The following is a 25,527-nucleotide window of genomic DNA, read 5'->3' as shown; positions in this document are numbered from 1 at the left end:
GCACGTGGGGGGGGCGGACGCCTGTGGAGGCACAGGCGCGCCGGGGCGGAGGGTGTGCGCTCTATGCGACACAACGTGCTGTCAGAGCTCGTCAAGCCGTCAACCCGTCAGCATTTCCGCCGTCGAGCACCCCACACCGTCAGCGATCCGCCCGACCGGCAACTCGCCCATACCGTCATGATCGATCCGCTGGCATGCTTGCGCCCCATGAACGACGTCTCCCCCGCCACCGCCCCTCTCCTCGTCCGGCAGATCTCGTTGGACGAGGCCCAGCTGTTGTGTGCGGCCGCGGTCGGTGCGGCGCGGGAGCGGGACGTCGCCGTGTCCGTCGCCGTGGTCGACGGCGGGGGGAACCTCGTCGCGTTCGCGCGGATGGACGGGGCCGAGATCGCCGGGCCTGCCCTTGCCGTCGACAAGGCGTACACGGCGGTCGCGAACAGCTGTGCCACGCACGAACTCACCGAGGCCTCGGCGCCCGGGGGCGGGCTCTACGGCCTCCATGCGGCGTCCGGCGGGCGGTTCGTCGTGTTCGGGGGCGGGGTGCCGCTGCGTTGGCAGGGGCGGATCGTCGGCGGGGTCGGGGTCAGCGGGGCGGCCGACGCGGCGGACGACATCGCTTGTGCCGAGGCCGCCGTGGCGCGGTGGGCCTGACCGCAGGGAGTCCCCTCATGCCGGCTCTCGTCGACGACGTCGTTGCGTTTGTGCCCGCGCCTGGTGCGAGGGTGGTGTTTGGGCTGGCCGGGCCGCCTGCGGCGGGGAAATCGACGCTTGCCCGGTACCTCGTGCGCGCGGTGAACGCACGCCTGGGGGCCGACGTCGCCGCGTACGTCCCGCTGGACGGCTTCCATCTCTCGAACGAGCAACTCACCCGCATCGGGCTGCTCGACCGAAAAGGCGCTCCCGACACGTTCGACGCCTGGGGGTATGCCGCGCTGTTGGCTCGCCTCGTCGACGAGCGGGCTCGCGACGTCTATGTCCCGGACTACGACCGCACCCTGCACGAGCCCGTGGCCGCCCGGCACGTGGTCACGCCGGCTGCCCGCCTCGTCGTCACCGAAGGCAACTACCTCGCCGCCGACACCCCCGCCTGGCGCGAGGCCCGCGCGCACATCGACGTCCTCTGGTACGTCGACGCCCCGGACGCCATACGCGAGTTCCGTCTCGTCGACCGTCAACTCGCGGGCGGCCGCGACGAGGTCGCGGCCCGGGACTGGGTGACGCGGAGCGACCGGCCGAACGGCGAGTGGGTGAAGCCGAGTCGGGCCGCATGCGACCGGGCGGTCGGGCCCGAGGACCTGCCCGCCGACCTGGGCGAGGGCCTCCCTCCGGCCGGTCCCGCGGGCCCAGTTGATCAGTCGTCTGATTGAACGGTTGGCAAAGAACCCGGCCGTCTCGCTCCCTTCCTCACGCGGTCCCTGTCACCGTGTGGATATGACTACCGCCGATGCGTCCGTCCCGGGAGACATCCCCGCGAACCCCCCGGCCTCCCCGTCCTCTTCGGGCGCACCGGCCGCCGAGGCCGCCGCCCCGGCACGCGTCCCGGCGCCGAAGCCGGGTCCGAAGCCGGGCCCGCCCCGTGTTCCGGCGCCGGCCAAGCCGCCGGTGTCGGCGCAGTACCAGGTGATCGCCGGTGAGCTGCTGGTCGTCGGCAAGCAGCCCGACGGCGACTCGGTGCGGTTCCGCGCCGAGCGTCCCGAGCTGTTCAAGGGCCTCGCGCACGGCGAGCGGATCCGTCCCGGCACGGACGGCAGCGTGCAGTTGCGCCTCGACGGGATCGACGCCCCCGAACTCCATTACGCGGGACAGCGCCAGCCGTTCGGGGACCGGTCGCGGGACGCATTCCTCAAGCTGCTCGGCTTCGGCGAGGTCAAGCTGGCCGCGAACGAGATGACCGTCACCTCCGCCGAACCGCCGTCCGTGCCGGGCGTGATCCTGGCCCGCATGGCCGAAGTCCACGGCCGCCCCGTCGCGTTCCTGTTCACAGGTGACGCCGCGAAGGCGCTGCACGGGCGTGACGGCGGCACGGTCACGGCCGACGCCGCACTGCTGGCCGGCAGCGCCAATTTCCGGATGCTGGCGTCCGGCGACGCGTACCCGTTGCAATACACCTCCACCGCACCGGAGTTGCGGAAGGCGATCGTGGCGGCGGCATCGAAGGCCCGGGCCGCGCACCTGGGTGTGTACGCGATGGACTCCAGCTCGCGGTTCAGCGTCGTCGACCAGAACGCCGTCGGCCCCGGCGGCGACCTGGTCTTCCCGAAGTTCTTCCGCCGGGTGACGGACTGGCTGCGCGAGAGCGAAAGCGTGGTCGCGAACGAGTCGGCGACCGGCCTGGCGGGGCCCGCGCCGCTCACGCTGCCCGCGTGGCTGCGCGCGAACCCGGGCCACGACGACCGGGTCCAGGTCGGCGGCGGACGCCCGCAGCCGCTGCACACCCTGCTGCACCAGACCGGTTCGGTGGTGACCACGTCGGCCGACCTGTTCTCGCTGGTGTTCGTCGAGCAGTGACACCGAGAGAGCTACTAACGCGGTTACCCAATAAGGGGATTCGCGTCGGGCGCCGCAGCGCGCCCGGCGCACCCTGGTTGTTCTGAGCGAGCGCTAGTACGGTGCCCTCGTCTGCCCCTGCGGAAGGCGAGGAGTCCGATGTATCCCGGAACGCACGCCCGCACGACGCCCGACAAGCCCGCCGTCGTCATGGCCGGCAGCGGCCGCACCGTCACCTACCGCGAACTGGACGACAACTCCTCCCGGTTGGCGCGCCTCTTGTACGACGCGGGCCTGCGCAGGGGCGACGGCATCGCGCTGCTCAGCGACAACAACCCGCGGGCGTTCGAGGTCTACTGGGCGGCGCTGCGCTCCGGCCTGTACGTCACGGCCGTCAACCACCACCTGAACGCCGACGAGGTCGCGTACATCGTCAACGACTGCGCGGCCCAGGCGTTGGTCGTGGCGGCGTCGGTCGGCGCGCTCGCGGAGGCGGTCGTGGACACGACGCCCGGCGTCCGCGTCAGACTGGCGTACGACGGACCGGTGGCCGGCCACGGGGACTACGACGAGGCCGTCAAGCGCTTCCCGCCCGACCACCCGGAGGAGCAGCCCGCCGGCGCCGACATGCTGTACTCGTCCGGAACGACCGGGCGTCCCAAAGGAATTCGCCCGCCGCTCCGGGACGGCCGCATCGACGAGCCGGGCGACTCGCTCACCGCCGTGTTCGCCGCGCTCTACGGCTTCGACCCGGACACCGTCTACCTCTCCCCCGCGCCCGTCTACCACGCCGCGCCGCTGCGCTTCTGCGGCCTGATCCACCGTATGGGCGGCACCGTGGTGATGATGGAGCGGTTCGACGCCGAGGCCGCGCTCGCCGCGATCGAGCGGTACCGGATCACCCACACGCAGTGGGTGCCGACCATGTTCGTCCGCGCCCTCAAGCTGCCGGAGGAGGTCCGCACCCGGCACGACCTGTCGTCGCTGCGCACCGTGATCCACGCCGCCGCGCCGTGCCCGGTCGACGTCAAGCGGGCGATGATCGAGTGGTGGGGCCCGGTCATCCACGAGTACTACGCCGCGACGGAGGGCAACGGCGTCACGCTCATCGACTCGGCGCAGTGGCTGGAGCGCCCGGGCTCGGTGGGCCGTGCCGGCCTCGGGGTGGTCCGGATCTGCGACGACGACGGCGCCGTCCTGCCGCCCGGCGGCGTCGGCACGGTCTACTTCGAGCGCGAGGAACAGGCGTTCGCCTACCACGGGGACGCCGAACGCACGCGAGCCGCCGAGCACCCCGAGCACCCGCTGTGGACCACGACGGGCGATGTCGGCTACGTCGACGAGGACGGCTACCTGTTCCTCACCGACCGCAAGGCGTTCATGATCATCTCAGGGGGCGTCAACATCTACCCGCAGGAGATCGAGAACGTCCTCGCGCTGCACCCGAAGGTCTACGACGTCGCGGTGATCGGCCTGCCGGACGACGAGATGGGCGAGCAGGTCAAGGCGGTCGTGCAGGCTGCCTCCGGCATCGAGACCGGGCCCGAACTGGAGCGTGAGCTCATCGAGTTCGTCCGGGAGCGCATCGCGCACTACAAGGCCCCGCGCAGCGTCGACTTCGTCGCCGAACTGCCGCGCACGCCCACCGGCAAGCTGGTCAAGCGGCTGGTGCGGGCGATGTACGCGTAGCGCCGGCCTCGACGGCGTCCACGACGAAAACACCCGGCCTCGCCCCACGCGGGGCCGGGTTCAGTCGCCGACCTCGACGACCGTTCCGCCGGTCATCCGCACCAGCTCGTCCAGCGTCGTCGGGAAGACCGTGTGCGCCCTGCCGCCCGCGGCCCACACCACCTCGTGCTTGCCGAGCCACGCGTCGACGAGCGTGCGCACCGGCTCGGGGTGCCCGACCGGGGCGACGCCGCCGATCCGCTGGCCGGTCGCGGCGTACACGAAGTCCGGGTCGGCGCGCCGCACTTTGTCCGCACCGATCAGCGCCGCGACGCGCTTGGTGTCGACGCGGTGGGCACCGCTGGTCATGACCAGCAGCGGCTCGCCGTCCGCGTCGAAGACCAGGCTGTTCGCGATCGCGCCGACCTCGCAGCCGAGGTACTCGGCGGCCGCGGCGGCGGTCGGTACGTCGTGCGGCAGTTCGCGGACCGCTTCGGTGATGCCGTGCCGGGCCAGGTCGGCCGCGACGCGTTCGAGCGCGTTGGTCATGCGCGGCACACTAGCCGTGCCGCGCACACCGCGCCTATCGGATATGTGCCGCCAGCGCGCCGCGCGGGGCACGGGGTCACACCGACTCGGGCCGGAAGATGTTGTGGTCCGTCAGGAGCTGTTCGAGGCGGGCCTGGTCGACGCGGTTGACCACGGCCTCGGTCTCCTGGCGGTCACGGATGACCTTCGCGAGCGTGAACGAGGACGTCACCAGGTACAGCGCGCCGACCGCGAAGAAGCCGCGGACCCACGCCGACACCGGCAGGTAAGCGATACCGATCCCGACCGCCGCCATCGACACGGCGAACGAGATCCACGCCTGGAAGTAGAACATCGCGGAGTTCCGCGGTTGCAACGGTGATGTCATACAAGCAGGGTGACGCCGCGTCAGGCCGCAGGCCTGAGTACGGCTACTCATCTCCCGGAGGGAACTGTTCCGTCCCGGAATGAGCATTCGGTTCGGGAACCGACGAAGGCCTCGGGGACAGCCCCGACACCCGGATGGTGATGTTCAGCCGCCCGCGCAGCCCGAGCGCCGGCTCGGCCGTCCCCGGGTAGGTCTTCGGCACGCCGTGGTACGCGAACCGCGACGGCCCGCCGAACACGAACAGGTCGCCGGACTCCAGCTCGACGTCGGTCCACGGCCGGCCGCGCGTCTCGGTGTTGCCGAAGCGGAACACGCACGTGTCGCCCAGGCTGAGCGAGACCACCGGGTCGTCGCCGCCCTCGTAGGCGTCCTGGTGCAGGCCCATGCGGGCGTGGTCGTCGTAGAAGTTCACCAGCGCGAGGTCGGGGTGGTACGCGGCGGCCGCCGCGTCGTCGTACACCTCCGCCACCGCACGCCGCCCCAGGTCGCCGAGCCAGCCGGGGAACGGCTTGACCGGCTCGCCGTCCTCGGTGGTCCGCACGTAGTGGTACGGCCGCCAGGTCCACCCCAGCGACACCATCCGCACCGACATGACGCCGCCGCCGGGCAGGACGACCGTGCGCAGCCCGGCGGGCGGCCTGGCCCAGGCGCGGCAGGCCTCGAGCAGGCGGGCCTGCGCCGCGGCGTCCAGCCACCCGGGCACGTGCACGGCGCCCGGCGCGACCTCGCGCCGCTCCTGGGGAAACAGCGCGGACATATCGCCACCCTAACCGCGCCCTCCGACGCGCCCGGGGTGGCGACTGCCGGCTGCCGGCCCTATTGCTTCCAGGCGCCCGCGAGCGGGTTGCCGTCCTCGAACAGCCCGAGCCCCGCGGCGGCGTGCAGCACCTCGCGCGTGGCGTCGGCGGGGAACACGGTGCCCTCGAGGTCGAGCAGGCGGTCGACCTGCGCCCCGTACCCCTCGGGGGTGTCGGAGAGGACGCCGCCGTTGACGCCGAGCACGACACGTGCCGCCCGGCCGCCGCCGACGCTGAAGATCTCGCCGGTGACGGGCACGTCCGGCGCGGCCAGCCACACGACGAACGGCGCGACCTTGTCGCTGGTGAAGTGCTCTTCCAGGAAGGCCCGGAAGACCTCGTCGGGGATGCCCGCGGTCATGCGGGTGTACGCGACGGGCATGATCGCGTTGACCCGGATGCCGTCCACGCGGCCGTCCATCGCGAGCGACTTGGTCAGGCCGAGGACGCCGCCCTTGGCGGTGATGTAGTGGCTCGTGCCGGTGATGCCGAAGACCGAGTTCGACGTGGTGTTGACCACGCGGCCGCCGGTGGCGCGCAGGTGCGGCCAGGCGGCGCGGGTGACGGCGACGGTGCCGTGCAGGTGGACGTCGAGCATCCGGTCGAAGACCTCGACGGGGATCTGGTCGAACATGCCGCCGTGCGAGATCCCGGCGTTGTTGACGAGGACGTCGAGGCGGCCATAGGTGTCGATCGCCGTCGCGACGACGGCGTCGGCCTCGTCGGCGACGCTGTGTGTGTCGGCGGTCGCGGTGCCGCCGTTCTTGACGATCTCCGCGACCAGTGCGGCGGCGTGGTCGGTGCCGTCGGCGTCGGGGAGGTCGTTGACGACGACCTGCGCGCCGCGCGCTGCCAGGGCCAGCGCGTGCTCGCGGCCGAGGCCCCGGCCGGCGCCGGTGACCAGGGCCACCTGGCCGTCGAGGCGGATCGGCGCGGGTGCGCCCGGCCCCGACGCCTCGCCCGGCTGTCCGTCGGTCTGGTCCTGCCGCCCGTCCGCCATGGAACGCCGCCTCCCGCACGTGTCACCGCCGGCACGCCGCGGCCCGGATGCCGGGCGTGCCCCACAGGGAGAGAGAACACGTTTTCTTTAACCCGGTCAAGAGTTACGCGGGGTAGGTCGGGCGCGGGATCAGCCGCGGGCCCGTCTCCGACCCGATCCGGATCCGCCTCAGGCCTTGGCGGCGACCTCGCGCCCCGCGGCGGACTCCGCCTCGGCCGGGTGGTCGACCTCACGGGTCAGCGCCGGACCGGGCATCTTGCGCGGCGTCACCTCGGCCAGCAGCTCCAGCCGGCGCCGCGTCACCTCGTTCTGCGGCGTGTAGACCGTGATCCGGGCCCGCTGGTCGCCCGTCATCAGGTGCACCACCTCGATGTCCAGCTCGCCGACCGCGCTGTGGTACAGGCACTTGACGGCGCCGTCCAGGCCGGCGACCTCCTGGCGCGCCCAGAACTCCCGGAACTCCGGCGAGGCGTTCATCAGCAGGTCGATCATCGGGCCCCACCCCGGATCACCGGGGTCCGCCGCGACGGCGCCGCGCAGCTTCGCGACGAACTGCTTCGCGGTGCCCGCCCAGTCGGCGGCGAGCGTGCGCCAGCCCGGGTCGCAGAAGTAGATCCAGACGGTGTTCTGTGCGCATTCCGGCAGCTCGCGGTAGTCGCCGATCAGCCCCAGGTACGCCGCGTTGCTGCCGAGGATCTGCCAGCGCGGGCCGATGATCGCCGCGGGGAACGGCGACAGCTGGTCGATCAGCAACTGCGTCGCGGGGCTGATCTTCGGCTCCGACACCACGTGCTCGGGGTCCGGGAGGTCGGCCAGATGGAAGACGTGGGCGCGCTCGACGTCGTCCAGGCCCAGAACACGGACGACCGACAGCAGCACCTGCGCCGACACGTTGATCTGACGGCCCTGCTCCAGCCACGTGTACCAGGTGGCGCCGATGCCGGCGAGCAGCGAGACCTCCTCGCGGCGCAGGCCGGGCGTGCGGCGGCGGGCGGACGTCGGCAGGCCGACCATGTCCGGGGTGGTGCGCTCGCGCCTGGATCGGATGAACTCGCCCAGCTCACGGCGGCGTTCGGCGGTCTGCTCGCGGGACAGCCGGACCCGTGAGGCTGCGGGCTTCGCGTCCGCGTTCCCGAACACGTCCGAATCCCATGTGCCGCCTATTCGTGCCATGGTCGTCCCTTCAGTTCCGTCCGTTCCGTCCTCCGGTGCGCGGCCTCGGCACCGGTCTCGGCCCCGCAGCCCATCCTCACCCGGTCGCCCCGCGTTATCCAGGTTGAGCCAGTACTAGTTTCACCGGGCCTCTGGTACCAGGTAAAAGACTGCCCCAGGGTTGGGGCCATGGCGAACACGACCACAGTCCCCTCCGCCGCCGGGTCGGCGGCGAACCCGGCGACCGCCGGACTCTCCACCCCTGGCACCACCGGCACCACCCTCACCCCCGCCCGCATGTGGCGGGCGCTGCCCATCCTGCTGCTCGGCGCGTTCCTGCCCGTGCTCGACGCGTTCATCGTCAACGTCGCCCTCGCGAACATCGGCACCGACCTGGGCGCGAGCGAGGCCCAGCTCGAACTGACCGTGTCCGGGTACGGCGTCGCGTACGCCTGCACCCTCGTCGCGGGCGGCCGCCTCGGCGACCGCTACGGGCGGCGCCGGCTGTTCCTGGCCGGCATGGCCGGCTTCACCGTCATGTCCGCCGCGTGCGGGCTGGCGCCCAACGTCACCACCCTCATCGCCTTCCGCATCCTCCAGGGCCTCACGGCCGCGCTGATGTTCCCGCAGGTGCTCGCCGCGGTGCAGGCCGGCTTCGAGGGCGCGGACCGGCAGCGCGCGGTCGGCATGTTCGGCGTCGTCGTCGGATCGGCGGGCGCGGTCGGCCAGATCGTCGGCGGACTGCTGCTCGAGGCGGACCTGTTCGGCTCGGACTGGCGGCCGCTGTTCCTGGTCAACGTGCCCGTCGGGATCTTCGCCCTGGCGGTCGCGGGACGCGTCGTCCCCGAGACGAAGGCGCCTGTCGCCACCCGCATCGACGTGCGCGGCGCGGTCGGCCTGGCCGCCGCCATCGCCCTGCTCCTCATACCGCTGACGCTCGGCCGCTCGCAGGACTGGCCCGTGTGGACGTGGATCTGCCTCGCGGCCGTCGTCCCCGCCGCCGTGCTGTTCGTCGTGACGCAGCGCCGCATGGAACGGGCCGGCGCCACGCCCCTGGTCCCGCCGTCGCTGCTCCAGCTGCCCGCCGCGCGCTACGCCCTCGGCGCGATGGTGGTCTTCGCCCTGTCCATCGGCGGCCTGATGTTCAGCCTGGCGATGCTGCTCCAGGTCGGGCACGAGTTCTCGCCGATCCGCTCGGGCCTGGCGATGGCCGCCGCGGCGGCCGGGTTCCTGCTGATCTCGGTGTACGCGCAGCGCCTCGTCGGCCGCTACGGCCCGAAGCTCCTGATCGTGGGCGCGCTGCTCTTCGCCGCCGGCTTCGCGGGCTTCGCCGCCGTCGCCGCGGGCACCGAGGACGCCCTCAACCTGCCCGAACTCCTCGGCCCGCTCTTCGTCCTGGGCATCGGCTGGGGCATGGTCATGGTCCCGCTGCTCGGCCTCTCCCTGAGCGCCCTCCCCGTCGACCGCGCCGGCCTCGCCGGCGGCGTCCTGTCGACGGCCATGCAGGTCGGCCTCGCCACCGGCGCCTCCCTCCTCGGCTCCACCCTCTTCTCCACCATCGGCAAGCACCCGACCGCCGACGACTGGCGCACCGGAACCCTCGTGGTCGCGGCGATCCTGATCACCCTCTCCCTGATCACCGCCGCCCTCGCCGCCAAGCTCGCCCGCGTAATCCGCGAGGCGGCAGCGGCCCGGTGACCCGTTTCGCCACAGGGCGCACCGGCCTCGAGCCGGTGCGCCCCGCGGCACGTTCGACGAGTTCCCCAATGTCGCCGACCTGCCGAGCGGGTACCCTGTCCCCCACCACGGGGGTGCGGGGGCGCCTTCGGCATCATCGCGGGGGACGTTGATGACGGACGACATTGCACGGATACTCAACGGATCGTTGTACGCGGCGGGTTCGCCGCCGCCGTCCCCGACCCGACTGCAGTCCGCAGCCGCTTCCCCGTCGTGAGCAGTCAGTGTCAACCCTGACCAGCTCAATGACGCGGCGAGGGCTGCGGGCGAGATCGATCGGGACCTGACGCTCACCACCCAGTCATCGCCAACGCACGCCGACGACGCCGCGAACAGCCTCAAGGGCTGGCAGACGTCGGACGCGCTTCGCTACATGGGCGAGACGTGGGAGCACCAAACCAAGAGCCTGCACGCCGCCTTGGCTGCATGCGAAGAGAAGCTCAAGAAGTCCGCCCAGGGGTACACGGCAGACGAGAAATCCAACTCGGCCTCAATGAAGAAGATCTGCTGACATGGGCAAACTCAGTGTCAGCCAGGTTCAGCAGGCGAACCTCACGCCGTTGGACGACGCCGCTGTCCATTGGGAGCAGGCGGGCAGACGACTCGCCGAGCTGGACCAGTGGTTCGACAACTCCGTCGTCGCCGTGGTCTCCCAGCATTGGCAGGGTGTCCAGTCCGCCGAGAACGCGATATCCGAGCTCAAGTTCGTGAACGTACAGCTCAGCTCGGCCGCGATCGAAGCGCAAGCGCTGGCCAAAACACTGCGGCAGGCGCACACGGACTTCCAAGTGGCCAAAGCACAGCTCGAACGGGCCGTCCAGGACGTCGCCAACGAAGGTATGACTCTGGACCAGGCGCCACAGATCAGCCACTGGCTCGAAGGGGTCTCCGTGTCGTGGCCTCCCGCCGCGCAGGGCGCTCCCGTCGACGTCCAATACGAGCAGCAGCGCCAGGAGATCGCGACGCGCTTGGCCAACGCCGTCGAGGCAGCGCTCGACGCCGCGACCCAGGCCGACGAACGGGCGTCGCGCGCGCTCATGCAGAACACCGGAGGCAGCGATGAGCAGTTCAACGCCACCCCCGACGCGGACCCGTATCGGGACGTCCCCCAAGCGCTGACGCTGCTGCGGAAGTCGCCGGATCTCACCGCTGCCGAGCGGACCGAACTGGAGTCCTTGCTCACCGCGAACAAGGAGAACGATCTTTTCGCCGAACGTCTGCTGACCCAGTTCGGCGCGGAGAAGCTGGTCGACCTCACCCGCAAGCTCAAGCCTGCGTCGATATCGCCGATCGACGTGCTTCCCTCAAAAAACGACCAAGCGCTCATCGACCTGCTGGGTCAGACGCTCGCGTCCGCAAGCCCCGAACTCGGCAAGAACCCTGGATGGCTGGCGGATCTCAAGGATGCCGGGCGCCAGGCGACCGGGGGCAACGGACTGTTCTCCGGCGGGGGTACGTACGGGTACCAGTCCTTGAGCATGCTGTTGCAGACCGGGACCTACGACACGAAATTCATCAATGCCGTGGGCGCGGACATCCTCGCCTTCGACAAAGACGCCAATCACGGCGGCGTGCTCAGTTCCCCGGACGGACGGCGGGATCCCGTCACCGGGCTGCTCACCGCGCTGAAGAACAGCCCAGAAGGTTCCGCGCAGTTCTTCGCGGGAGACACCGGCAAGGAACGCATCGACTACCTGGTGAACCAACGCACGGACGGTGAAAACCGGGCGCCGATGATGTCGTCCCTGCCACCCGGCCAGCCGCATCTCGGCGCTCTCGGGGACGCCCTGGTGGCCGCAACCACCACCGGCGACGCTCGCACGCCGCAAATGCTGAGCACTCTGCGGAACTCGATCGACGTGCTGGGTACCGGTTTGCCTCCGAACTTCCCGGATGCGCTGCATGACAGCGTCGCGGCCATGCTCGTCGCCAACCCGGAGTCCGTCCACAACGCGATGATCAGTCAAACACGTCTGACAGACCCGATCTCCGGAATGCCCGTTGCGGCGATGGACTACGGAAACCTGTCTCGGGTACTAGACGGTCTCGGTGCCGACGCAGGAGGCAAGTACATCGAGCAGATGTACATCGCCGAGTCCAGGTACATGGTCAACGGGCTGGATGCCGTTGTGGCGGCACACCCCGGCGACACCAACGCTGTCGCTCGGGAGGCCGCGGCCGGCACCCTCGTCGAGGAGTCGTCGACCGTTTTCGGCGCTTACGACGCCGCCATGACGAGCGGGATCGCCGCCCGGCAGGAAGCGAATGACGAGGCCGCCAACAACGCCAACCCCTACCACCAGCCCATGAAGAAATGGGGCGTGCCCGTTCTCAACTTCATCACCTCGTCCATAAAGCCGATCGGCCCCGCCTTGGACGTCGTGGTCGCTCCCGGGCTGGACTACGTCATGGACGCTTGGGAGACGGACACCTCCGACGACGCCAAGAAGGCCATCGTGGATCGCCACGAACAAACGATCTCAAGCGTCCAGGAGATGCTTGGCGCATACCGGCAGAAGGCTCAGGAGGAATGCCGGGACAGCATCGGAACGGGCGTCGATGTCAGAGCCACTTCGGGAATCGACAACGGGGGCAACCACTTCAACCGAGTGAACGGCCGCACCCCCTGAGCATGGAGACACATCGGATGAGACGCTCGCCTTCGGCGTACGCGATCGCCGGACTGGTCTTGCTGGCCACAGCGGTCACGGTTTGGTGGTTCGCGTTCCGCGATGACACCGAAGGCGGGCCCAAGCCCGTCGCGGCGGATGCTCGGGTATGCAGCGGGATCTCCACACACGGGGACCTCGCCCGACTGTTGCCCAAGCTCAAACGCGATTACGTCGACAACGGCGGGCGCCTTCGTTATCCGGCCGCCGGACTTTATAGGTGCGACTACGGCGACACGCACGGAGCCACGCTCGAGATCTTCGTCGAAGGCCCGCAACTCCCCGGCTGGAACGCACTGCAGAATTCCTTCGAGCAGTCCCGGGTCCCGATAGGGGCGGGGATCGACGGATACATGATGGCCGATCGGGCATGGCTTGCCGTGCCGCCGTGCCACACGCGCGACGGGCAGTTTCTCGCGACGCTGGGCATCACCTTGTCCGAGTACAAGGCCCCCGACACGCCGCCGACTCCGAAGCTGATGGCGCAGACGCTGGTCAAGATCGTCAACACGATGCGGGACAACGTCGGCTGCACTGGCTCGCGGGTGCCGATGCCGTCGTAACGGCAGACGGCCACCGGTGGGGTGAATCTCGTCGGGCCTTCAGACGTGTCTCAGGGCTTTCTCATGCGTGGTGTCGAGGCTGGGCGCATGAACGACAACGAGGTGAGCAGGCGACAGTTCCTGGTGCTGGGGGCGGGGACAGCGGCGGCCGGGTTTGTGCTGGTGGGGTGTGGGGACTCGGGTGGGGGGAAGAGCGGCTTGCCGCCGACGAGTTCGGCGGGGGTGGGTGGTTCTGCGTCAGGTTCGGCGTCGGCGCCTACGTCGGGGACTGCGTCCGCGCAGTGCGTGTTGTCGTCGAATGTGACTCAGGGGCCGTACTACCTCGACAAGGCGCTGGTGCGGCAGGACATCACGGAGGGCAAGCCCGGCGTGCCGTTGAAGCTCCGGCTGACAGTGCAGGACACGACGGCGGGGTGCAATCCCGTGCCGGGGGCGGCGGTGGAGGTCTGGCACTGTGATGCGTGGGGGTACTACTCGGGGTTCGTGTCGGCGAATCCCGGCGGGTCCGCGCCGGCCGAGAGTGCGGACACGAGTGGGGCGAACGACGGTACGTACCTTCGGGGTTACCAGGTGGCCGGTGCGGATGGCGTCGTGGAGTTCACGACCATCGTGCCGGGCTGGTACATGCCGCGGGTGACGCACATCCACGTGAAAGTACACACGGGCGGGCAGCAGGCCGATGGGACGTACGTCGGTGGGAAGGTGAACTTCACCGGCCAGTTGTTCTTCGAGGACGCCATCGGCGAGGCGGTGTACAAGCAGGCCCCGTACAACGAGCACACCGGGACACCGACGAAGCTGGCCGACGACATGGTGTACCAGGGCGGCGGGGCCAAGGACGGGCTGATGACCGTGACCCCGTCGGGGACGGGGTACGTGGGGGTGCTGACGCTCGGCATCGACCCGGCGAAGGAGAACAGCGGTGCGAGCGGCGGAGGTTCGGGAGGCGGTGCACCGGGAGGCCCTCCCCCTCGGTAGCGCGATCGTGGACGGCTGCCGGACCCTAGTCTTGATCCGCTCGGCGCGTGATCTGCTGACGGGGGACGGACTGTGGAGTACTCGGACGGGACGCTGATCGCCGGGCGGTATCGGCTCGTCATGCGCCTGGGCGGCGGCGGGATGGGCGAGGTGTGGAAGGCTCGGGACGAGCGTCTCGAGGTCGACGTCGCGGCCAAGCGCCTTGTGGTGGACCCGTACGCGACGCCCGCAGAGCGGCGCACGGCACTGGCGTACGCGGTCAAGGAGTCCCGGCACGCGGCGGCACTGCGCACACACCCGAACGTGGCCGCGGTACACGACGTCGTCGAGGACGACAGCGGGACCCCGTGGACGGTGATGGACCTGGTCTCCGGCCGCTCGCTCGCTCAAGCACTGGCCGCGAACGAGCGGTTCACACCGGACGCGGCCGCGCGCATAGGCCGCGAGGTGGCCAGCGCGCTGGACGCCGCGCACGCGGCCGGGATCATGCACCGCGACGTGAAGCCCTCGAACGTCATGCTGACCCTGGAAGGTCGGGTCCTGCTGCTCGACTTCGGGATCGCCAAACACCCCGAGGACACGCGGATCACGCGGACCGGCATGGCCGTGGGCACGGTGGAGTACATGTCCCCCGAGCGCTTCGACGGCGCCGACGCACCGGCCGGCGACATGTGGGCGCTCGGTGTGACTCTGTACGAACTCGTCGAGGGTTCATCGCCGTTCCGTCGAAACACGATGATGGCAACGATCCGGGCCATCAGCACGGAGGAGCCACAACTGTCGGTCGCCTCGGGGCGCCTGGGCCCGACGATCCTGCGGCTGCTCGAGAAGGCACCGGAGGCCCGGCCGACCGCGGGTGAGGTGCGGGAACTGCTGCGGGACGGCCTGCTTTCGGACGCAGGCTCGCCGACACGCACCGCCGACGCACAGAGGCCACCGCACATTGCCGATGAACCCCCGCCGCAGGACGACCCGCCGAAGCCACCGCCGACACCGGCGGGGCATGAGCAGTTCGAGCGGGCCGCCCTCTTGGCCGACTCCATCGAGGATCCGGACCATCGGACAGCCGCCCTCGTCAAGGTGCTCGGTGTCGCTCCCTGGCTCTTGGACGACGTCCTCCCGCGGATCCCCAAGGAGTTCCGCGCAATGGCGCTGCTCGGACTCGCCGCCCGAAGCGATGACCCGGCGCAGGTCGCACGGCTGATCGATGAGGCGCGAAAGGTCATCCCGCGGATGACCGATCCCGCCGGCTACGCCGCCGCAGAGCAGGAACACGGACGCCAATCCGCACGACTCGCCGGAATGCTGGCCGCCACGGACCCGTACGGCGCACGTCGGTTGATGGAACGTGCCGAGGCCCGCGCGCGTCTGCTGGCGCCGGTGACGAACTCCCCGTTCGCACTGCCGCAGGCGATGGCGCAGATCGCCGTCGCGGGCCGAAGCGCCGATCCCCATTGCGCGCGTCGGCTGTTCGACGCCGCCGAGGTGGCCGCACGGAGTGTGGAGGACGAGGGGGATCGGGCGTTCGCCCTCCGATGCGTCGCCGACGAGGCGGCACGGGTTGATCCAGAACGCGCGGTTCGCATCATCGGCTCGATGGCGAACGATCACCGGCGACGCAGCGCCTGGACGTCCGCAATCGAAGCGGCGGCCGATGCCGGCCACGGGCACGCGCGCTACCTGATCGACATGGCTGAACGGACCCTCGTCGGACCGCCGCAACAGACCGAACCGACAGGGATCCGGCGTCTCTTCGGACCGGCCGGTCAGCCGTCCCTGGTCGACACCGGCGGCCTCGTCGACATCGCGGTGGCCGCCGCCGCGGACCCCCGCCGGGCCGGGCAGCTCGTCGCCCGGATCACCGTCGCCGCCGACCGGGTCAAAGCCCTGGTCGGGATGGCCGGCAAGATCGGATCGACCGACCCGGCCCAGGCTCGGGACTGGCTCGAGGCGGCCGGGCAGGCCGCACTGCGGCTCGAAGCGGCCGAGAACCTCGGCGTGCTCGGCGAATTCGTCGAAGCCGCCGCACCCCTCGCCCCCGCTCTGGCCCGCGACGTCGCCCGGCACCTCCTGACGGGCCTCGGCATCGCCCCGACCACCAAGAACCTCGTGCATTCGGCCGGACACCTGGCCGCTCTCGACGTGGGGCAGGCGCTGCGCCTGGTCGACCACGTCGACGCTCGCGGGAAGAAGCTGTCCGTGTCTCTACGGGCCGACCTTGCCGAGAACCTGCTCAAGGCGGCCGTTGCGGCGGTGGAGACGGATCCACAGCTGGCGACGGAAGTGGTACGGCGTGCTTGCGAGATCGTCCACCAGCCCCCCGAACTCACCAAGTACGTCTCTCTGGTGTGGCGGCCCTTGAACGCGCTGGCCAAGCAGGACCCCGACTCCGCCTCGCTGCTCATCGACCAACTGCCGGGCCCCGAGCGCGACCCGCTGGTCTCCGAAGTCGTGACCACGCTCGCGCGGACCGACCCGATGCGGGCGGAGCAACTGGCCCAAAGCATCGGCGACCCGTCCTTGCGGAAGCAGGCGCTGGTGACGGCGGTACTGGGCGCCTGACGGGGGCGTGCGCCCGCGTGCGTGGGGTGTTCGAGCGTGCTTCGGCTGAACGGGTGGTGTTCGGCCGATCCGGCTTCGAACGGTGGCCGAAAACCTACGCTTCCGATCGGGGGTGATGCCCGATGTCAGACGAGGACATCGAAGTTGTCAGCTGCTTCTTCCACGCCGTCGGCACTCAGATCAGGCTGCTGCGTGAGCAGGCGGGGCTCAGTCGGCAGGAGCTGGCCGCCGCGCTGGGATACAGCCCGGACCAGATCTACTCGGTGGAGGCCGGCAGGCGTACGCCCCATCCGGAGCTCCTGCGTGCGGCGGACGAACCGTTGAACGCGCGAGGTCTGTTGAAGGGGGTCGCGGATGACGTCGAAAAGGTGAAGGAGAAGACGCGGATCAGACATCCGGACTGGTTCCGTGGCTATGCACGGCTGGAGACGGAGGCGGTTGAGCTCGGCTACTTCAGCACGCTGGCGGTTCCCGGGCTCATGCAGACCGAGGATTACGCGCGGGCAACGTTCCTGGGCGCCCAACCGCCGCTCAGCGAGGAGCAGCTCGAGGAGCGGGTGGCGGCTCGGATGGCCCGCCAGGAGATCCTGACACGATGGCCGCCGCCGACGGTGAGTGTCGTGCTCGACGAGTCCGTGCTGATGCGTCGGATCGGTGGATCGCACGTGCATCAGGGGCAGTTGGAGCACTTGCTACGGCTCGCGAGCCTGCCCGGAATCACGCTGCAAGTGCTGTCGCTGGGTTGCGAACAACATTCAGGTATGAACGGTCCGTTCATCCTGCTGACGCCGCGCAGTCGGCATCCGGTGGGGTATCTGGAGATCCAACAAGTCAACCGCATCGTCACGCATGCAGAAGAAGTTCGTATGCTGAACGTGCGATTTGGCGCACTCCGCGCGCAGGCATTGACTCCACCCGAGTCGATCGCGCTCATCAAGCGGATGTTGGGAGAGCGATGACCAGGCACCTGGATTGGAAGAAGAGCAGCTACAGCGGTGACAACGGCGGGGAATGCGTCGAGACCGCTCATCTCGACGCCACCGTCCTCGTCCGCGACTCGAAGCGCCCCGACGGTCCTCGGCTCGGGTTCCGGGCCGGGGTGTGGAGCGAGTTCGTCCAGAACGGCCGCTGACAGCACGTACGCCGGGCAGGCGCGTCGTTGAGCCTGCCCGGCGTACGACTGCCTCTGCTAAGCCCCGACGCCCAGCCCGCGGGCGATCAGCATGCGCTGGACCTCTGACGTGCCCTCGCCGATCTCCAGGATCTTGCTGTCGCGCCAGAACCGCGCCACCGCGAACTCGTTCATGAAGCCGTAGCCGCCGTGGATCTGGGTGGCCTCGCGGGCGTTGTCGACCGCCGCCTCCGAGGTGTACAGCTTCGCGATCGCGGCCTCCTGCTTGAACGGCTCGCCGTGGACCAGCTTCGAGGCGGCGTGGCGCCAGGTGAGGCGGGACATGTGGGCCCGCATCTCCATGTCGGCCAGCTTGAACGCGATGGCCTGGTTCGCCCCGATCGGCTTGCCGAAGGCGTGGCGTTCGCCGGCGTACTTGACCGACTCGTCGACGCAGCCCTGGGCGAGGCCGGTCGCCAGCGCGGCGATGGCGATGCGGCCCTCGTCGAGGATGCCCAGGAACTGCGCGTAGCCCCGGCCGCGCGTCCCGAGGAGGTTCTCGGCGGGCACACGGCAGTCGGTGAAGGACAGTTCGTGGGTGTCGGAGGCGTTCCAGCCGACCTTGGAGTAGCCGGGGGCGACGGTGAAGCCGGGCGTCCCGGACGGGACGATGATCGTGGAGATCTCGCGCTTGCCATCCTCGGAGGTGCCGGTCACGGCGGTGACGGTGACCAGGCCCGTGATGTCCGTGCCCGAGTTGGTGATGAAGCACTTGGTGCCGTTGATCACCCACTCGCCGGTGGCCTCGTCGAGGCGCGCGGTCGTGCGGGTCGCGCCCGCGTCGGAGCCGCCGTCGGGCTCGGTCAGGCCGAACGCGCCCAGCATCTCGCCGGAGCAGAGCTTCGGCAGCCACTGCTGCTTCTGCTCTTCGGTGCCGTACTTGTAGATGGGCATGGCGCCGAGCGAGACGGCCGCCTCAAGGGTGATCGCGACGGACGAGTCGACGCGCGCGAGTTCCTCGAGGGCGATGCCGAGCGCGAGGTAGTCGCCTCCCATGCCGCCGTACTCCTCGGGGAACGGCAGGCCGAACAGCCCCATCTTGCCCATCTGTTGCACGAGCGGGTACGGGAACGCGTGCCGCTCGTAGTAGTCGCCGATGACCGGGGCGACGACTTCCTGGGCGAATTCGCGCACCGTCTGGCGCAGCAACTCGTGTTCTTCTTCGAGCCGGTGGTCGAGCATGGCGGTTTCCTCTACCTCTCACCCGCGAGTGCGCGGACGGTCCGGGACGGGCTGGGTCGGCCCAGGTGGTCGGCCAACCACGTGCTTGTGGCGACGAGGCGGCCGAGGTCGACGCCGGTGTCGATGCCGAGCCCGCTCAGCATCCACACCAGGTCTTCGGTGGCGAGGTTCCCGGTGGCGCTCTTGGCGTACGGGCAGCCGCCCAGTCCGCCGGTGGAGGCGTCCACCGTGGTGACGCCGTGCCGGAGCGCGGCGAGCGTGTTGGCCAGGGCCTGGCCGTACGTGTCGTGGAAGTGCACGGCGAGCTTGTCCACTCCTACGCCGGCCTGGCCGAACGCGTCGATGAGCGCCGTGACCTGGCCCGGCGTGGCGACGCCGATCGTGTCGCCGAGGCTGAGCTGCCAGCAGCCCATCTCGACGAGCCGGACGCCGACGTCGACGACCTGCGCGACGTCGACCGGGCCCTCCCACGGGTCGCCGAAGCACATGGAGAGGTAGCCGCGGACGCGGACGCCGTCGCCGGTCGCGCGGGTAACGACGGGGGAGAACATGTCGAGGGCGCCGTCCAGCGAGCGGTTCAGGTTGCGCTGGGCGAAGGTCTCCGTGGCGCTCGCGAAGACCGCGATGTGGCGGGCTCCGAGGGCGAGAGCACGGTCGAGGCCGCGCTCGTTCGGGACGAGGACGGGCAGGTCGACGTCCGGAAGCAGGTCGGAAAGAGACCCGAACAGTTCCTCGGCGTCCCCGAGTTGCGGCACCCACTTGGCCGGCACGAAGCTCGTCGCCTCGACCGTGCGGTGCCCGGCGTCGACGAGGCGCCGGATGAACTCGGCCTTCACTTCGGTCGGGACGACGGCCGACTCGTTCTGGAGCCCGTCGCGGGGGCCGACCTCGTGGATCGTCACGGCGGTCGGCAGCCCCGGTTCGGGGACCACCATGGGGAGCCCGTTCACGACCGCGCCTCGCTCTCTTCGTTCGCTGCCTGCCCGTTTTCGGCTTCCAACGGGTGCACCAGGGCCAGGACTTCGTCCAGTGCCACGCGCGTGCCGACGTCGACGCGCAGCTCGCTGACCGTGCCGTCGAACGGCGCGGTGACGGCGTGCTCCATCTTCATCGCCTCGACCACGACGATCGCTTGACCCGCCGTCACCCGGTCCCCCACCGCGGCCTTCACGACGGTGACGGTGCCGGGCATCGGGGCGACGAGCGTCCCGTCGCCGGTGGCGCCCGCGGTGCCGGGGCCCGACTCGACCGGGTCGAACGGCACGACCCGCCAGGCGTCCGCGCCCAGCGACATCCAGCGGGCGCCGTCGGGGGCGTAGGCGTAGAGGTAGGTGCGGGTCAGGCCTGCGTCGGTCACGCGCAGCGCGCCGTCCTCGACGACGGCGTGGGCGGCCTCGAAGTCGCCGTCTTCGTACGAGACTTCGGTGTGAGCTCCGCGTCCGCGCACGCGCACCACCACCGGGTCGGCCCCGTCGATCCGGAACCGGTGCACGGTCGCCGCGGGGGCGCCGACCCGCCAGCCGGAGGGCACCGAGAACGGGTCGATCCAGCCGCCGTCGCCGGCCGACGGCTCCAGCGCCACCTGGGCGAGCAGCGCGGCGGCGACCGCGACGTCCCGCAGCGCCTGGTCGGTGTGCGCGGCGGTGAGGGTCGGCAGCGCGGACTCGACGAGGCTGGTGTCGAGCCGCCCGGCGAGCACGTCCGCGTCGGCCAAAAGGCGGGTCAGGAAGCGGGTGTTGGTCCGGACGCCGAGCACGGTCGTCCGCTCCAGAGCGCCGCGCAGACGGTGCAGCGCGGTCACGCGGTCGGGCCCGTACGCGATGACCTTCGCCAGCATCGGGTCGTACGCGCTGCCGACCTCGTAGCCCTCGACGAGCCCGGAGTCGACGCGCACGCCCTCCCCGTCGGGCTGGCGCAGCGTCAGGACCGGTCCGCCGCTGGGCAGGAAGCCGCGCGCCGGGTCCTCGGCGTACACGCGCGCCTCGACCGCGTGCCCGGTGAGCGTGACGTCGTCCTGCGTGAAGTCCAGTGCCTCGCCCGCCGCGACGCGGACCTGCCAGGCGACGAGGTCGACGCCGGTGACCATTTCGGTGACCGGGTGCTCGACCTGGAGGCGGGTGTTCATCTCCATGAAGAAGTAGTCGTCGGGCCGGTCGCTCGACACGATGAACTCGACCGTGCCGGCGCCGACATAGCCGCAGGAGCGGGCCGCCTCGACCGCGGCCGCGCCCATCGCGGCCCGGGTTTCGGCGTCCAGCAGCGCCGACGGCGCCTCTTCGACGATCTTCTGGTGGCGGCGCTGGAGGCTGCACTCGCGTTCGCCGAGGTGGACGACGTTGCCGTGCGCGTCCGCGAGCACCTGGATCTCGATGTGCCGGGGCCGGTCGATCCAGCGCTCGACGAGCAGCGTGTCGTCGCCGAACGCACCCGCGGCCTCCCGGCGCGCGGCGGCGATCTCGTCGGCGAGCCGGGCCTCGTCGCGCACCAGGTGCATGCCCTTGCCGCCGCCGCCCGCTGAGGGCTTGAGCAGCACCGGCAGGCCGATCTTGCGGGCCTCGTCGGCGAGTTCGGCGTCGGTCAGGCCCGAGCCCGTGCTTCCCGGAACGACCGGGACGCCGTACGCCGAGACGGTCTGCTTGGCGCGGATCTTGTCGCCCATCAGCTCGATGGCGCGGGCGGGCGGGCCGATGAAGACCAGCCCGGCGGCCTCGACCGCGGCGGCGAAGCGGGCGTTCTCGGCGAGGAACCCGTAGCCCGGGTGCACCGCCTGCGCGCCCGCCCGCACGGCGGCCGCGACGACCTCGTCGATGTCGAGGTAGTCGGCGACGCGGACGGCGACGTCGGCCTGGCGTACGTGCAGGGCCTGTTCGTCGAGCGCGGTGTAGACGACCGCCGACCGGACGCCGAGGTCGCGCAGCGTACGGCTGATCCGGACGGCGATCTCGCCGCGGTTGGCGATGAGCACCGTGTCGAACATGCGAAGGGAGGGGCTCATGCGGCTCACATCCGGAAGAGGCCGAAGCCCGGGTCGGCGAGGGGCGCGTTGGCGCAGGCGGACAGCGCGAGGCCGACCGCGGTGCGGGTGTCGAGCGGGTCGATGACGCCGTCGTCCCACAGGCGGGCGCTCGCGTAGTAGGCGCTGCCCTGGTGCTCGTACTGGTCGAGGATCGGCTTCCGGAAGGCCTGTTCGGCGTCGTCCGCCCAGTCCTCGCCGCGTGCCGCGAGCTGGTCGCGCTTGACGGTGGCGAGCACAGTCGCGGCCTGCTCGCCGCCCATGACGGAGATCTTGGCGCCGGGCCACATCCACAGGAACCGCGGCGAGTACGCCCGGCCGCACATCGAGTAGTTGCCCGCGCCGTGCGAGCCGCCGATGACGACGGTCAGCTTCGGCACCCGGGTCGTCGCGACCGCGGTGACCATCTTGGCGCCGTGCTTGGCGATGCCGCCGTTCTCGTACGCCTTGCCGACCATAAAGCCGGTGATGTTCTGCAGGAACAGCAGTGGGATGGCGCGTTGGTCGCACAGCTCGATGAAGTGCGCGCCCTTCATGGCCGATTCGGAGAACAGGATGCCGTTGTTCGCGACGATGCCCACCGGGTGGCCGTGGATCCGGGCGAAGCCGGTGACCAGCGTCGTGCCGTAGTCGGCCTTGAACTCCGAGAAGCGCGAGCCGTCGACGAGGCGGGCGATGACCTCGCGGACGTCGTACGGCGTGCGGTTGTCGGCGGGGACCACGCCGTACAGCCCGGACGGGTCGACGGCGGGCTCCTCGACGGGGGCGACGTCCCACGGGCGCGGGGCGCGCGGGCCGAGGCCCGCGACGATGTCGCGGACGATGCGCAGCGCGTGCGCGTCGTCCTCGGCGAGGTGGTCCACGACGCCCGAGGTCTTCGCGTGCACCTCGCCGCCGCCGAGCTCCTCCGCCGTGACGACCTCGCCGGTGGCGGCCTTCACCAGCGGCGGGCCGCCGAGGAAGATCGTGCCCTGGCCGCGCACGATGACCGTCTGGTCGCTCATCGCCGGGACGTACGCGCCGCCCGCCGTGCACGAGCCGAGCACCGCGCTGATCTGCGGGATGCCGGCCGCGGACATGCGGGCCTGGTTGAAGAAGATGCGCCCGAAGTGGTCGCGGTCCGGGAAGACCTCGTCCTGCATCGGCAGGAACGCGCCGCCCGAGTCGACGAGGTACACGCACGGGAGGCGGTTCTCGAAGGCGATCTCCTGCGCCCGCAGGTGCTTCTTCACCGTGAGCGGGTAGTAGGTGCCGCCCTTGACCGTGGCGTCGTTCGCGACGACCAGCACCTCGCGGCCCGCGACCCGGCCGATCCCGGCCACCACGCCGGCGGCGGGGGCGGCGCCGTCGTACAGGCCGTCGGCAGCCAGCGGGGCGATCTCCAGGAACGGCGAGCCGGGGTCGAGCAGCGCGTCGACGCGGTCGCGGGGCAGCAGCTTGCCGCGCGCGGTGTGCCGGGCGCGGGCGGTCTCGCCGCCGCCCTCGGCGGCCTTGGCCAGCCGGCGCCGCAGCTCGTCGGCGGCGGCGCGGTGGCCGGCCGCGTTGGCCCGGTACGCGTCGCCGTGCGGGTCGGCACGGGTGCCTAGCCGGGGGCCGATGTCGGCCGGGCCGGCCGGTACGCCCGGTGCCCGCGTGCCGGGGATGGTGGGGGTTGCCCGCATGCCGCCGCCTCCGCTGGTCGACCGCCCCGCCGCCGGGTGCGCGACGTTAGCGATCGTTAACAAGTCTTGACGCACCCGACGTTAGCGATCGTTAACCGGGCTGTCTAGCATGGTGGCCATGTCGCTCGACCAGGCGCCGACTCCGCGCCGCGCCCAGATCCTCCACGAGGCCGCGCAGCTGTTCGCCGCGCGCGGCTTCCACGGCGTGAGTGTCGACGAGATCGGCGCGGCGTCGGGCATCAGCGGGCCCGGGCTGTACCGGCACTTCCGCGGCAAGGACGCGATGCTGGCCGAGCTGCTGGTCGGCATCAGCGAGAAGCTCCTCGACGAGGGCCGGCGCCGCGTCGCCGACGCCCCCGACCCGACGGCCCGCCTCGACGCGCTGATCTGCGGCCACATCGACTTCGCGCTGAACGAACGCGCCCTGATCGTGCTGCACGACCGCGACCTGTCCAGCCTCCCCGACGCCGACCAGCGCAAGGTCCGACGCCTCCAGCGCGCCTACGTCGAGATATGGGTCGGGGTGGCCCGCGAGGCCTACCCCGCCTTCGCCGCCGTCGACGGCGAACCACGGACCCGAGCCGCGGTCCACGCCGTCTTCGGCCTCCTGAACTCCACCCCCCACAGCGCGAGCACCCACCGAGCCCCTCGTCCTCCGGACACGGAGGCCATGGCAGGCCTGCTGCGCACCCTGGCCCTGGGCGCCCTCGCCGCGGCGGGCGCGTGAGCCCGCGCCCCACGCGAGGACGAACGGGGCCGCAGCCGACGGAAGGGCCGGCCCCGACGTTCCGAGGCTCCGACGAGCACCGCAGGACCGACCAGTGCCCGGAAGACCCAGCGGAACGGACGACGCGTAGGAGCGGACGCCAGATCGCACGCACCGCCGCCGCGCGCCGACCCTCCCCGCGCGGGTTCGGGCGCACCGTCGGCCGCAGCGGCGCCTGTCAGCCCGCGCTCCACACGGGGACGGGCGGGCCCGCCGCGGCAGGTCTCGACCTCGCCCTAAAGCCGCCGTCGCGTCGGCCATCGGCCGCCGTGTCGGGGCCGTCTCGCCGTTCGCGGCGGCATAACGTCGGCCCCGTCGTCGGCTGGTACCTCTCCCGTCCACTCCGAAGGAGCCCCCATGGCCCTGGTGAACCTGTCCGTCGAGGCCGCGGTTGCGACGATTACGTTGGACTCGCCGCAGAACCGGAACGCGCTGTCGGCCGCGCTCATGGACGAGCTCGACGCGCACCTCACCGCGGTCGCGGGCGATGACGCGGTGCGGGCCGTCGTGCTGACGCATACCGGGCCGACGTTCTGTGCCGGGGCCGATCTCCGTGAGGCGGCCGACGGGGGGATGGAGCGGGGGACCGTTCGGCTGCTGGGGCTGCTGCGCAAGATCATCGAGCTGCCGGTGCCGGTGCTGGCGCATCTGCGCGGGAACGCGCGGGCGGGTGGGCTCGGGCTGGTCGGGGCGGCGGACCTCGCCGTCGCGCCCGCGGCGACCTCGTTCGCGTTCTCCGAGGTCCGTCTGGGCCTCGCGCCGGCGATCATCTCGCTGACGACGCTGCCGCGCCTCGACCCGCGCGCGGCGTCGCGCTACTTCCTGACCGGCGAGGAGTTCGACGGCGCCGAGGCGGAGCGGATCGGCCTGCTGACGATGACCGGCGACGGCGTCGAGGGCGCGGACGCCGCCGCCGCGCACCTGTTGTCCGGCCTGCGGCTCGCCTCGCGGCAGGGCCTGACCGCGACGAAGGGCCTGCTCAACGCCGCGCTGGCGGAGCGGGTCGCGGCCGACGGCGACGCGGTCGTACGCCTCTCGGCGACGCTCTTCGGGTCGGAGGAGGCCGCCGAGGGCATGGCGGCGTTCAAGGAGCGGCGTCCGCCGCGGTGGGTGGAGGCGACGAAGGGCTGACGCGGGGCTTCAGGTCCGGGCGCGACGGTGGCGTCTGCGCGGACGTGGCCGGGCGGCGTGGGTCGCCCCGCCGG

The 25,527-nt window shown here is 71.1% G+C and carries 22 protein-coding genes; 13 read left to right on the top strand and 9 right to left on the bottom strand.

From position 1 onward, the window contains the following. Positions 1-207 precede the first annotated feature (207 nt). From QI554_RS28075 to QI554_RS28060, 4 genes are all read left to right on the top strand, one after another. The gene (locus QI554_RS28075; RefSeq protein WP_281473576.1) at positions 208-651 is read left to right on the top strand and encodes a GlcG/HbpS family heme-binding protein; all 444 of its coding nucleotides are present in this window, start codon (positions 208-210) and stop codon (positions 649-651) included. Between the two features lie 17 nt (positions 652-668). Beyond that, the gene (locus QI554_RS28070) at positions 669-1,367 is read left to right on the top strand and encodes a nucleoside/nucleotide kinase family protein (RefSeq protein WP_281473575.1); all 699 of its coding nucleotides are present in this window, start codon (positions 669-671) and stop codon (positions 1,365-1,367) included. 64 nt (positions 1,368-1,431) lie between these two features. Continuing rightward, entirely contained in the window at positions 1,432-2,508 is a 1,077-nt protein-coding gene (locus QI554_RS28065) for a thermonuclease family protein (protein WP_281473573.1), read from the top strand. A 138-nt stretch (positions 2,509-2,646) separates the two neighbouring features. Beyond that, positions 2,647-4,176 carry an acyl-CoA synthetase gene (locus QI554_RS28060; protein ID WP_281473571.1) on the top strand — a complete coding sequence of 510 codons (1,530 nt, stop codon included), beginning with the start codon at positions 2,647-2,649 and terminating at the stop codon, positions 4,174-4,176. 60 nt (positions 4,177-4,236) lie between these two features. Here the strand turns inward: QI554_RS28060 and QI554_RS28055 are convergent, their stop codons facing one another. The 5 genes from QI554_RS28055 to QI554_RS28035 all read right to left on the bottom strand — a co-directional run bounded on the left by QI554_RS28055 (position 4,237) and on the right by QI554_RS28035 (position 8,041). Then, complete coding sequence (locus tag QI554_RS28055) at positions 4,237-4,704, bottom strand: YbaK/EbsC family protein (protein WP_281473569.1); 468 nt, start codon at positions 4,702-4,704, stop codon at positions 4,237-4,239. Between the two features lie 76 nt (positions 4,705-4,780). Next, entirely contained in the window at positions 4,781-5,071 is a 291-nt protein-coding gene (locus tag QI554_RS28050; protein ID WP_281473567.1) for a YiaA/YiaB family inner membrane protein, read from the bottom strand. Positions 5,072-5,114: 43 nt separating this feature from the next. After that, on the bottom strand, positions 5,115-5,828 hold the full coding sequence (locus tag QI554_RS28045) for an alpha-ketoglutarate-dependent dioxygenase AlkB family protein (RefSeq protein ID WP_281473565.1): 714 nt from the start codon (positions 5,826-5,828) through the stop codon (positions 5,115-5,117). A gap of 59 nt (positions 5,829-5,887) precedes the next feature. Next, positions 5,888-6,868 (bottom strand): SDR family NAD(P)-dependent oxidoreductase, encoded by a 981-nt coding sequence (locus QI554_RS28040; protein ID WP_281473563.1) that lies wholly within the window; start codon positions 6,866-6,868, stop codon positions 5,888-5,890. Positions 6,869-7,036: 168 nt separating this feature from the next. Then, a complete protein-coding gene (locus tag QI554_RS28035; RefSeq protein WP_281473561.1) occupies positions 7,037-8,041 on the bottom strand; it encodes a helix-turn-helix transcriptional regulator in 1,005 nt (334 codons plus the stop codon). 168 nt (positions 8,042-8,209) lie between these two features. Here QI554_RS28035 and QI554_RS28030 point away from each other — a divergent pair, with 168 nt between their 5' ends. From QI554_RS28030 to QI554_RS28000, 7 genes are all read left to right on the top strand, one after another. Continuing rightward, on the top strand, positions 8,210-9,718 hold the full coding sequence (locus QI554_RS28030; RefSeq protein WP_281473558.1) for an MFS transporter: 1,509 nt from the start codon (positions 8,210-8,212) through the stop codon (positions 9,716-9,718). A 551-nt stretch (positions 9,719-10,269) separates the two neighbouring features. Next, on the top strand, positions 10,270-12,387 hold the full coding sequence (locus QI554_RS28025) for a hypothetical protein (protein WP_281473556.1): 2,118 nt from the start codon (positions 10,270-10,272) through the stop codon (positions 12,385-12,387). A gap of 17 nt (positions 12,388-12,404) precedes the next feature. Beyond that, complete coding sequence (locus QI554_RS28020) at positions 12,405-12,989, top strand: hypothetical protein (protein ID WP_281473555.1); 585 nt, start codon at positions 12,405-12,407, stop codon at positions 12,987-12,989. Positions 12,990-13,076: 87 nt separating this feature from the next. Further along, the gene (locus QI554_RS28015; RefSeq protein WP_281473554.1) at positions 13,077-13,967 is read left to right on the top strand and encodes an intradiol ring-cleavage dioxygenase; all 891 of its coding nucleotides are present in this window, start codon (positions 13,077-13,079) and stop codon (positions 13,965-13,967) included. A 72-nt stretch (positions 13,968-14,039) separates the two neighbouring features. Next, a complete protein-coding gene (locus QI554_RS28010; protein WP_281473552.1) occupies positions 14,040-16,529 on the top strand; it encodes a serine/threonine-protein kinase in 2,490 nt (829 codons plus the stop codon). A 122-nt stretch (positions 16,530-16,651) separates the two neighbouring features. Continuing rightward, positions 16,652-17,488, top strand: coding sequence for a helix-turn-helix domain-containing protein (locus QI554_RS28005; protein ID WP_281473550.1), 837 nt, complete (start codon positions 16,652-16,654; stop codon positions 17,486-17,488). Further along, a complete protein-coding gene (locus tag QI554_RS28000) occupies positions 17,485-17,661 on the top strand; it encodes a DUF397 domain-containing protein (protein ID WP_281473548.1) in 177 nt (58 codons plus the stop codon). Before QI554_RS28005 ends, QI554_RS28000 begins: the two co-directional genes overlap by 4 nt. A 57-nt stretch (positions 17,662-17,718) precedes the next feature. Here QI554_RS28000 and QI554_RS27995 read toward each other — a convergent pair whose 3' ends face one another. The 4 genes from QI554_RS27995 to QI554_RS27980 are packed head-to-tail and all read right to left on the bottom strand — an operon-like array spanning position 17,719 to position 23,556. Continuing rightward, positions 17,719-18,882, bottom strand: a complete 1,164-nt coding sequence (locus tag QI554_RS27995) for an acyl-CoA dehydrogenase family protein (protein ID WP_281473546.1) — start codon at positions 18,880-18,882, stop codon at positions 17,719-17,721. An 11-nt stretch (positions 18,883-18,893) separates the two neighbouring features. Further along, positions 18,894-19,817 (bottom strand): hydroxymethylglutaryl-CoA lyase, encoded by a 924-nt coding sequence (locus tag QI554_RS27990; protein WP_281473722.1) that lies wholly within the window; start codon positions 19,815-19,817, stop codon positions 18,894-18,896. A gap of 11 nt (positions 19,818-19,828) precedes the next feature. Further along, complete coding sequence (locus tag QI554_RS27985) at positions 19,829-21,859, bottom strand: ATP-binding protein (RefSeq protein WP_281473720.1); 2,031 nt, start codon at positions 21,857-21,859, stop codon at positions 19,829-19,831. Positions 21,860-21,882: 23 nt separating this feature from the next. After that, positions 21,883-23,556, bottom strand: coding sequence for a carboxyl transferase domain-containing protein (locus QI554_RS27980; protein ID WP_281473544.1), 1,674 nt, complete (start codon positions 23,554-23,556; stop codon positions 21,883-21,885). Positions 23,557-23,665: 109 nt separating this feature from the next. Between QI554_RS27980 and QI554_RS27975 the strand changes: the two genes are divergently transcribed. After that, positions 23,666-24,283, top strand: coding sequence for an SACE_7040 family transcriptional regulator (locus QI554_RS27975; protein ID WP_281473542.1), 618 nt, complete (start codon positions 23,666-23,668; stop codon positions 24,281-24,283). Between the two features lie 396 nt (positions 24,284-24,679). Then, positions 24,680-25,453: an enoyl-CoA hydratase family protein gene (locus QI554_RS27970; RefSeq protein WP_281473540.1), complete on the top strand. Its 774-nt coding sequence runs from the start codon at positions 24,680-24,682 to the stop codon at positions 25,451-25,453. Positions 25,454-25,527: the final 74 nt, after the last annotated feature.

Source organism: Yinghuangia seranimata, assembly GCF_029953285.1.
Taxonomy (GTDB): domain Bacteria; phylum Actinomycetota; class Actinomycetes; order Streptomycetales; family Streptomycetaceae; genus Yinghuangia; species Yinghuangia seranimata.
This window is presented reverse-complemented; position numbering and strand designations above follow the sequence as displayed.

What these genes read in the sequence shown, in the direction of transcription:
- QI554_RS28075 (WP_281473576.1), top strand. Translation starts at nt 208, where the DNA reads ATGAACGACGTCTCCCCCGCCACCGCCCCTCTCCTCGTCCGGCAGATC.
- QI554_RS28070 (WP_281473575.1), top strand. Translation starts at nt 669, where the DNA reads ATGCCGGCTCTCGTCGACGACGTCGTTGCGTTTGTGCCCGCGCCTGGT.
- QI554_RS28065 (WP_281473573.1), top strand. Translation starts at nt 1,432, where the DNA reads ATGACTACCGCCGATGCGTCCGTCCCGGGAGACATCCCCGCGAACCCC.
- QI554_RS28060 (WP_281473571.1), top strand. Translation starts at nt 2,647, where the DNA reads ATGTATCCCGGAACGCACGCCCGCACGACGCCCGACAAGCCCGCCGTC.
- QI554_RS28055 (WP_281473569.1), bottom strand. Translation starts at nt 4,704, where the DNA reads ATGACCAACGCGCTCGAACGCGTCGCGGCCGACCTGGCCCGGCACGGC.
- QI554_RS28050 (WP_281473567.1), bottom strand. Translation starts at nt 5,071, where the DNA reads ATGACATCACCGTTGCAACCGCGGAACTCCGCGATGTTCTACTTCCAG.
- QI554_RS28045 (WP_281473565.1), bottom strand. Translation starts at nt 5,828, where the DNA reads ATGTCCGCGCTGTTTCCCCAGGAGCGGCGCGAGGTCGCGCCGGGCGCC.
- QI554_RS28040 (WP_281473563.1), bottom strand. Translation starts at nt 6,868, where the DNA reads ATGGCGGACGGGCGGCAGGACCAGACCGACGGACAGCCGGGCGAGGCG.
- QI554_RS28035 (WP_281473561.1), bottom strand. Translation starts at nt 8,041, where the DNA reads ATGGCACGAATAGGCGGCACATGGGATTCGGACGTGTTCGGGAACGCG.
- QI554_RS28030 (WP_281473558.1), top strand. Translation starts at nt 8,210, where the DNA reads ATGGCGAACACGACCACAGTCCCCTCCGCCGCCGGGTCGGCGGCGAAC.
- QI554_RS28025 (WP_281473556.1), top strand. Translation starts at nt 10,270, where the DNA reads ATGGGCAAACTCAGTGTCAGCCAGGTTCAGCAGGCGAACCTCACGCCG.
- QI554_RS28020 (WP_281473555.1), top strand. Translation starts at nt 12,405, where the DNA reads ATGAGACGCTCGCCTTCGGCGTACGCGATCGCCGGACTGGTCTTGCTG.
- QI554_RS28015 (WP_281473554.1), top strand. Translation starts at nt 13,077, where the DNA reads ATGAACGACAACGAGGTGAGCAGGCGACAGTTCCTGGTGCTGGGGGCG.
- QI554_RS28005 (WP_281473550.1), top strand. Translation starts at nt 16,652, where the DNA reads ATGTCAGACGAGGACATCGAAGTTGTCAGCTGCTTCTTCCACGCCGTC.
- QI554_RS28000 (WP_281473548.1), top strand. Translation starts at nt 17,485, where the DNA reads ATGACCAGGCACCTGGATTGGAAGAAGAGCAGCTACAGCGGTGACAAC.
- QI554_RS27995 (WP_281473546.1), bottom strand. Translation starts at nt 18,882, where the DNA reads ATGCTCGACCACCGGCTCGAAGAAGAACACGAGTTGCTGCGCCAGACG.
- QI554_RS27990 (WP_281473722.1), bottom strand. Translation starts at nt 19,817, where the DNA reads ATGGTGGTCCCCGAACCGGGGCTGCCGACCGCCGTGACGATCCACGAG.
- QI554_RS27985 (WP_281473720.1), bottom strand. Translation starts at nt 21,859, where the DNA reads ATGTTCGACACGGTGCTCATCGCCAACCGCGGCGAGATCGCCGTCCGG.
- QI554_RS27980 (WP_281473544.1), bottom strand. Translation starts at nt 23,556, where the DNA reads ATGCGGGCAACCCCCACCATCCCCGGCACGCGGGCACCGGGCGTACCG.
- QI554_RS27975 (WP_281473542.1), top strand. Translation starts at nt 23,666, where the DNA reads ATGGTGGCCATGTCGCTCGACCAGGCGCCGACTCCGCGCCGCGCCCAG.
- QI554_RS27970 (WP_281473540.1), top strand. Translation starts at nt 24,680, where the DNA reads ATGGCCCTGGTGAACCTGTCCGTCGAGGCCGCGGTTGCGACGATTACG.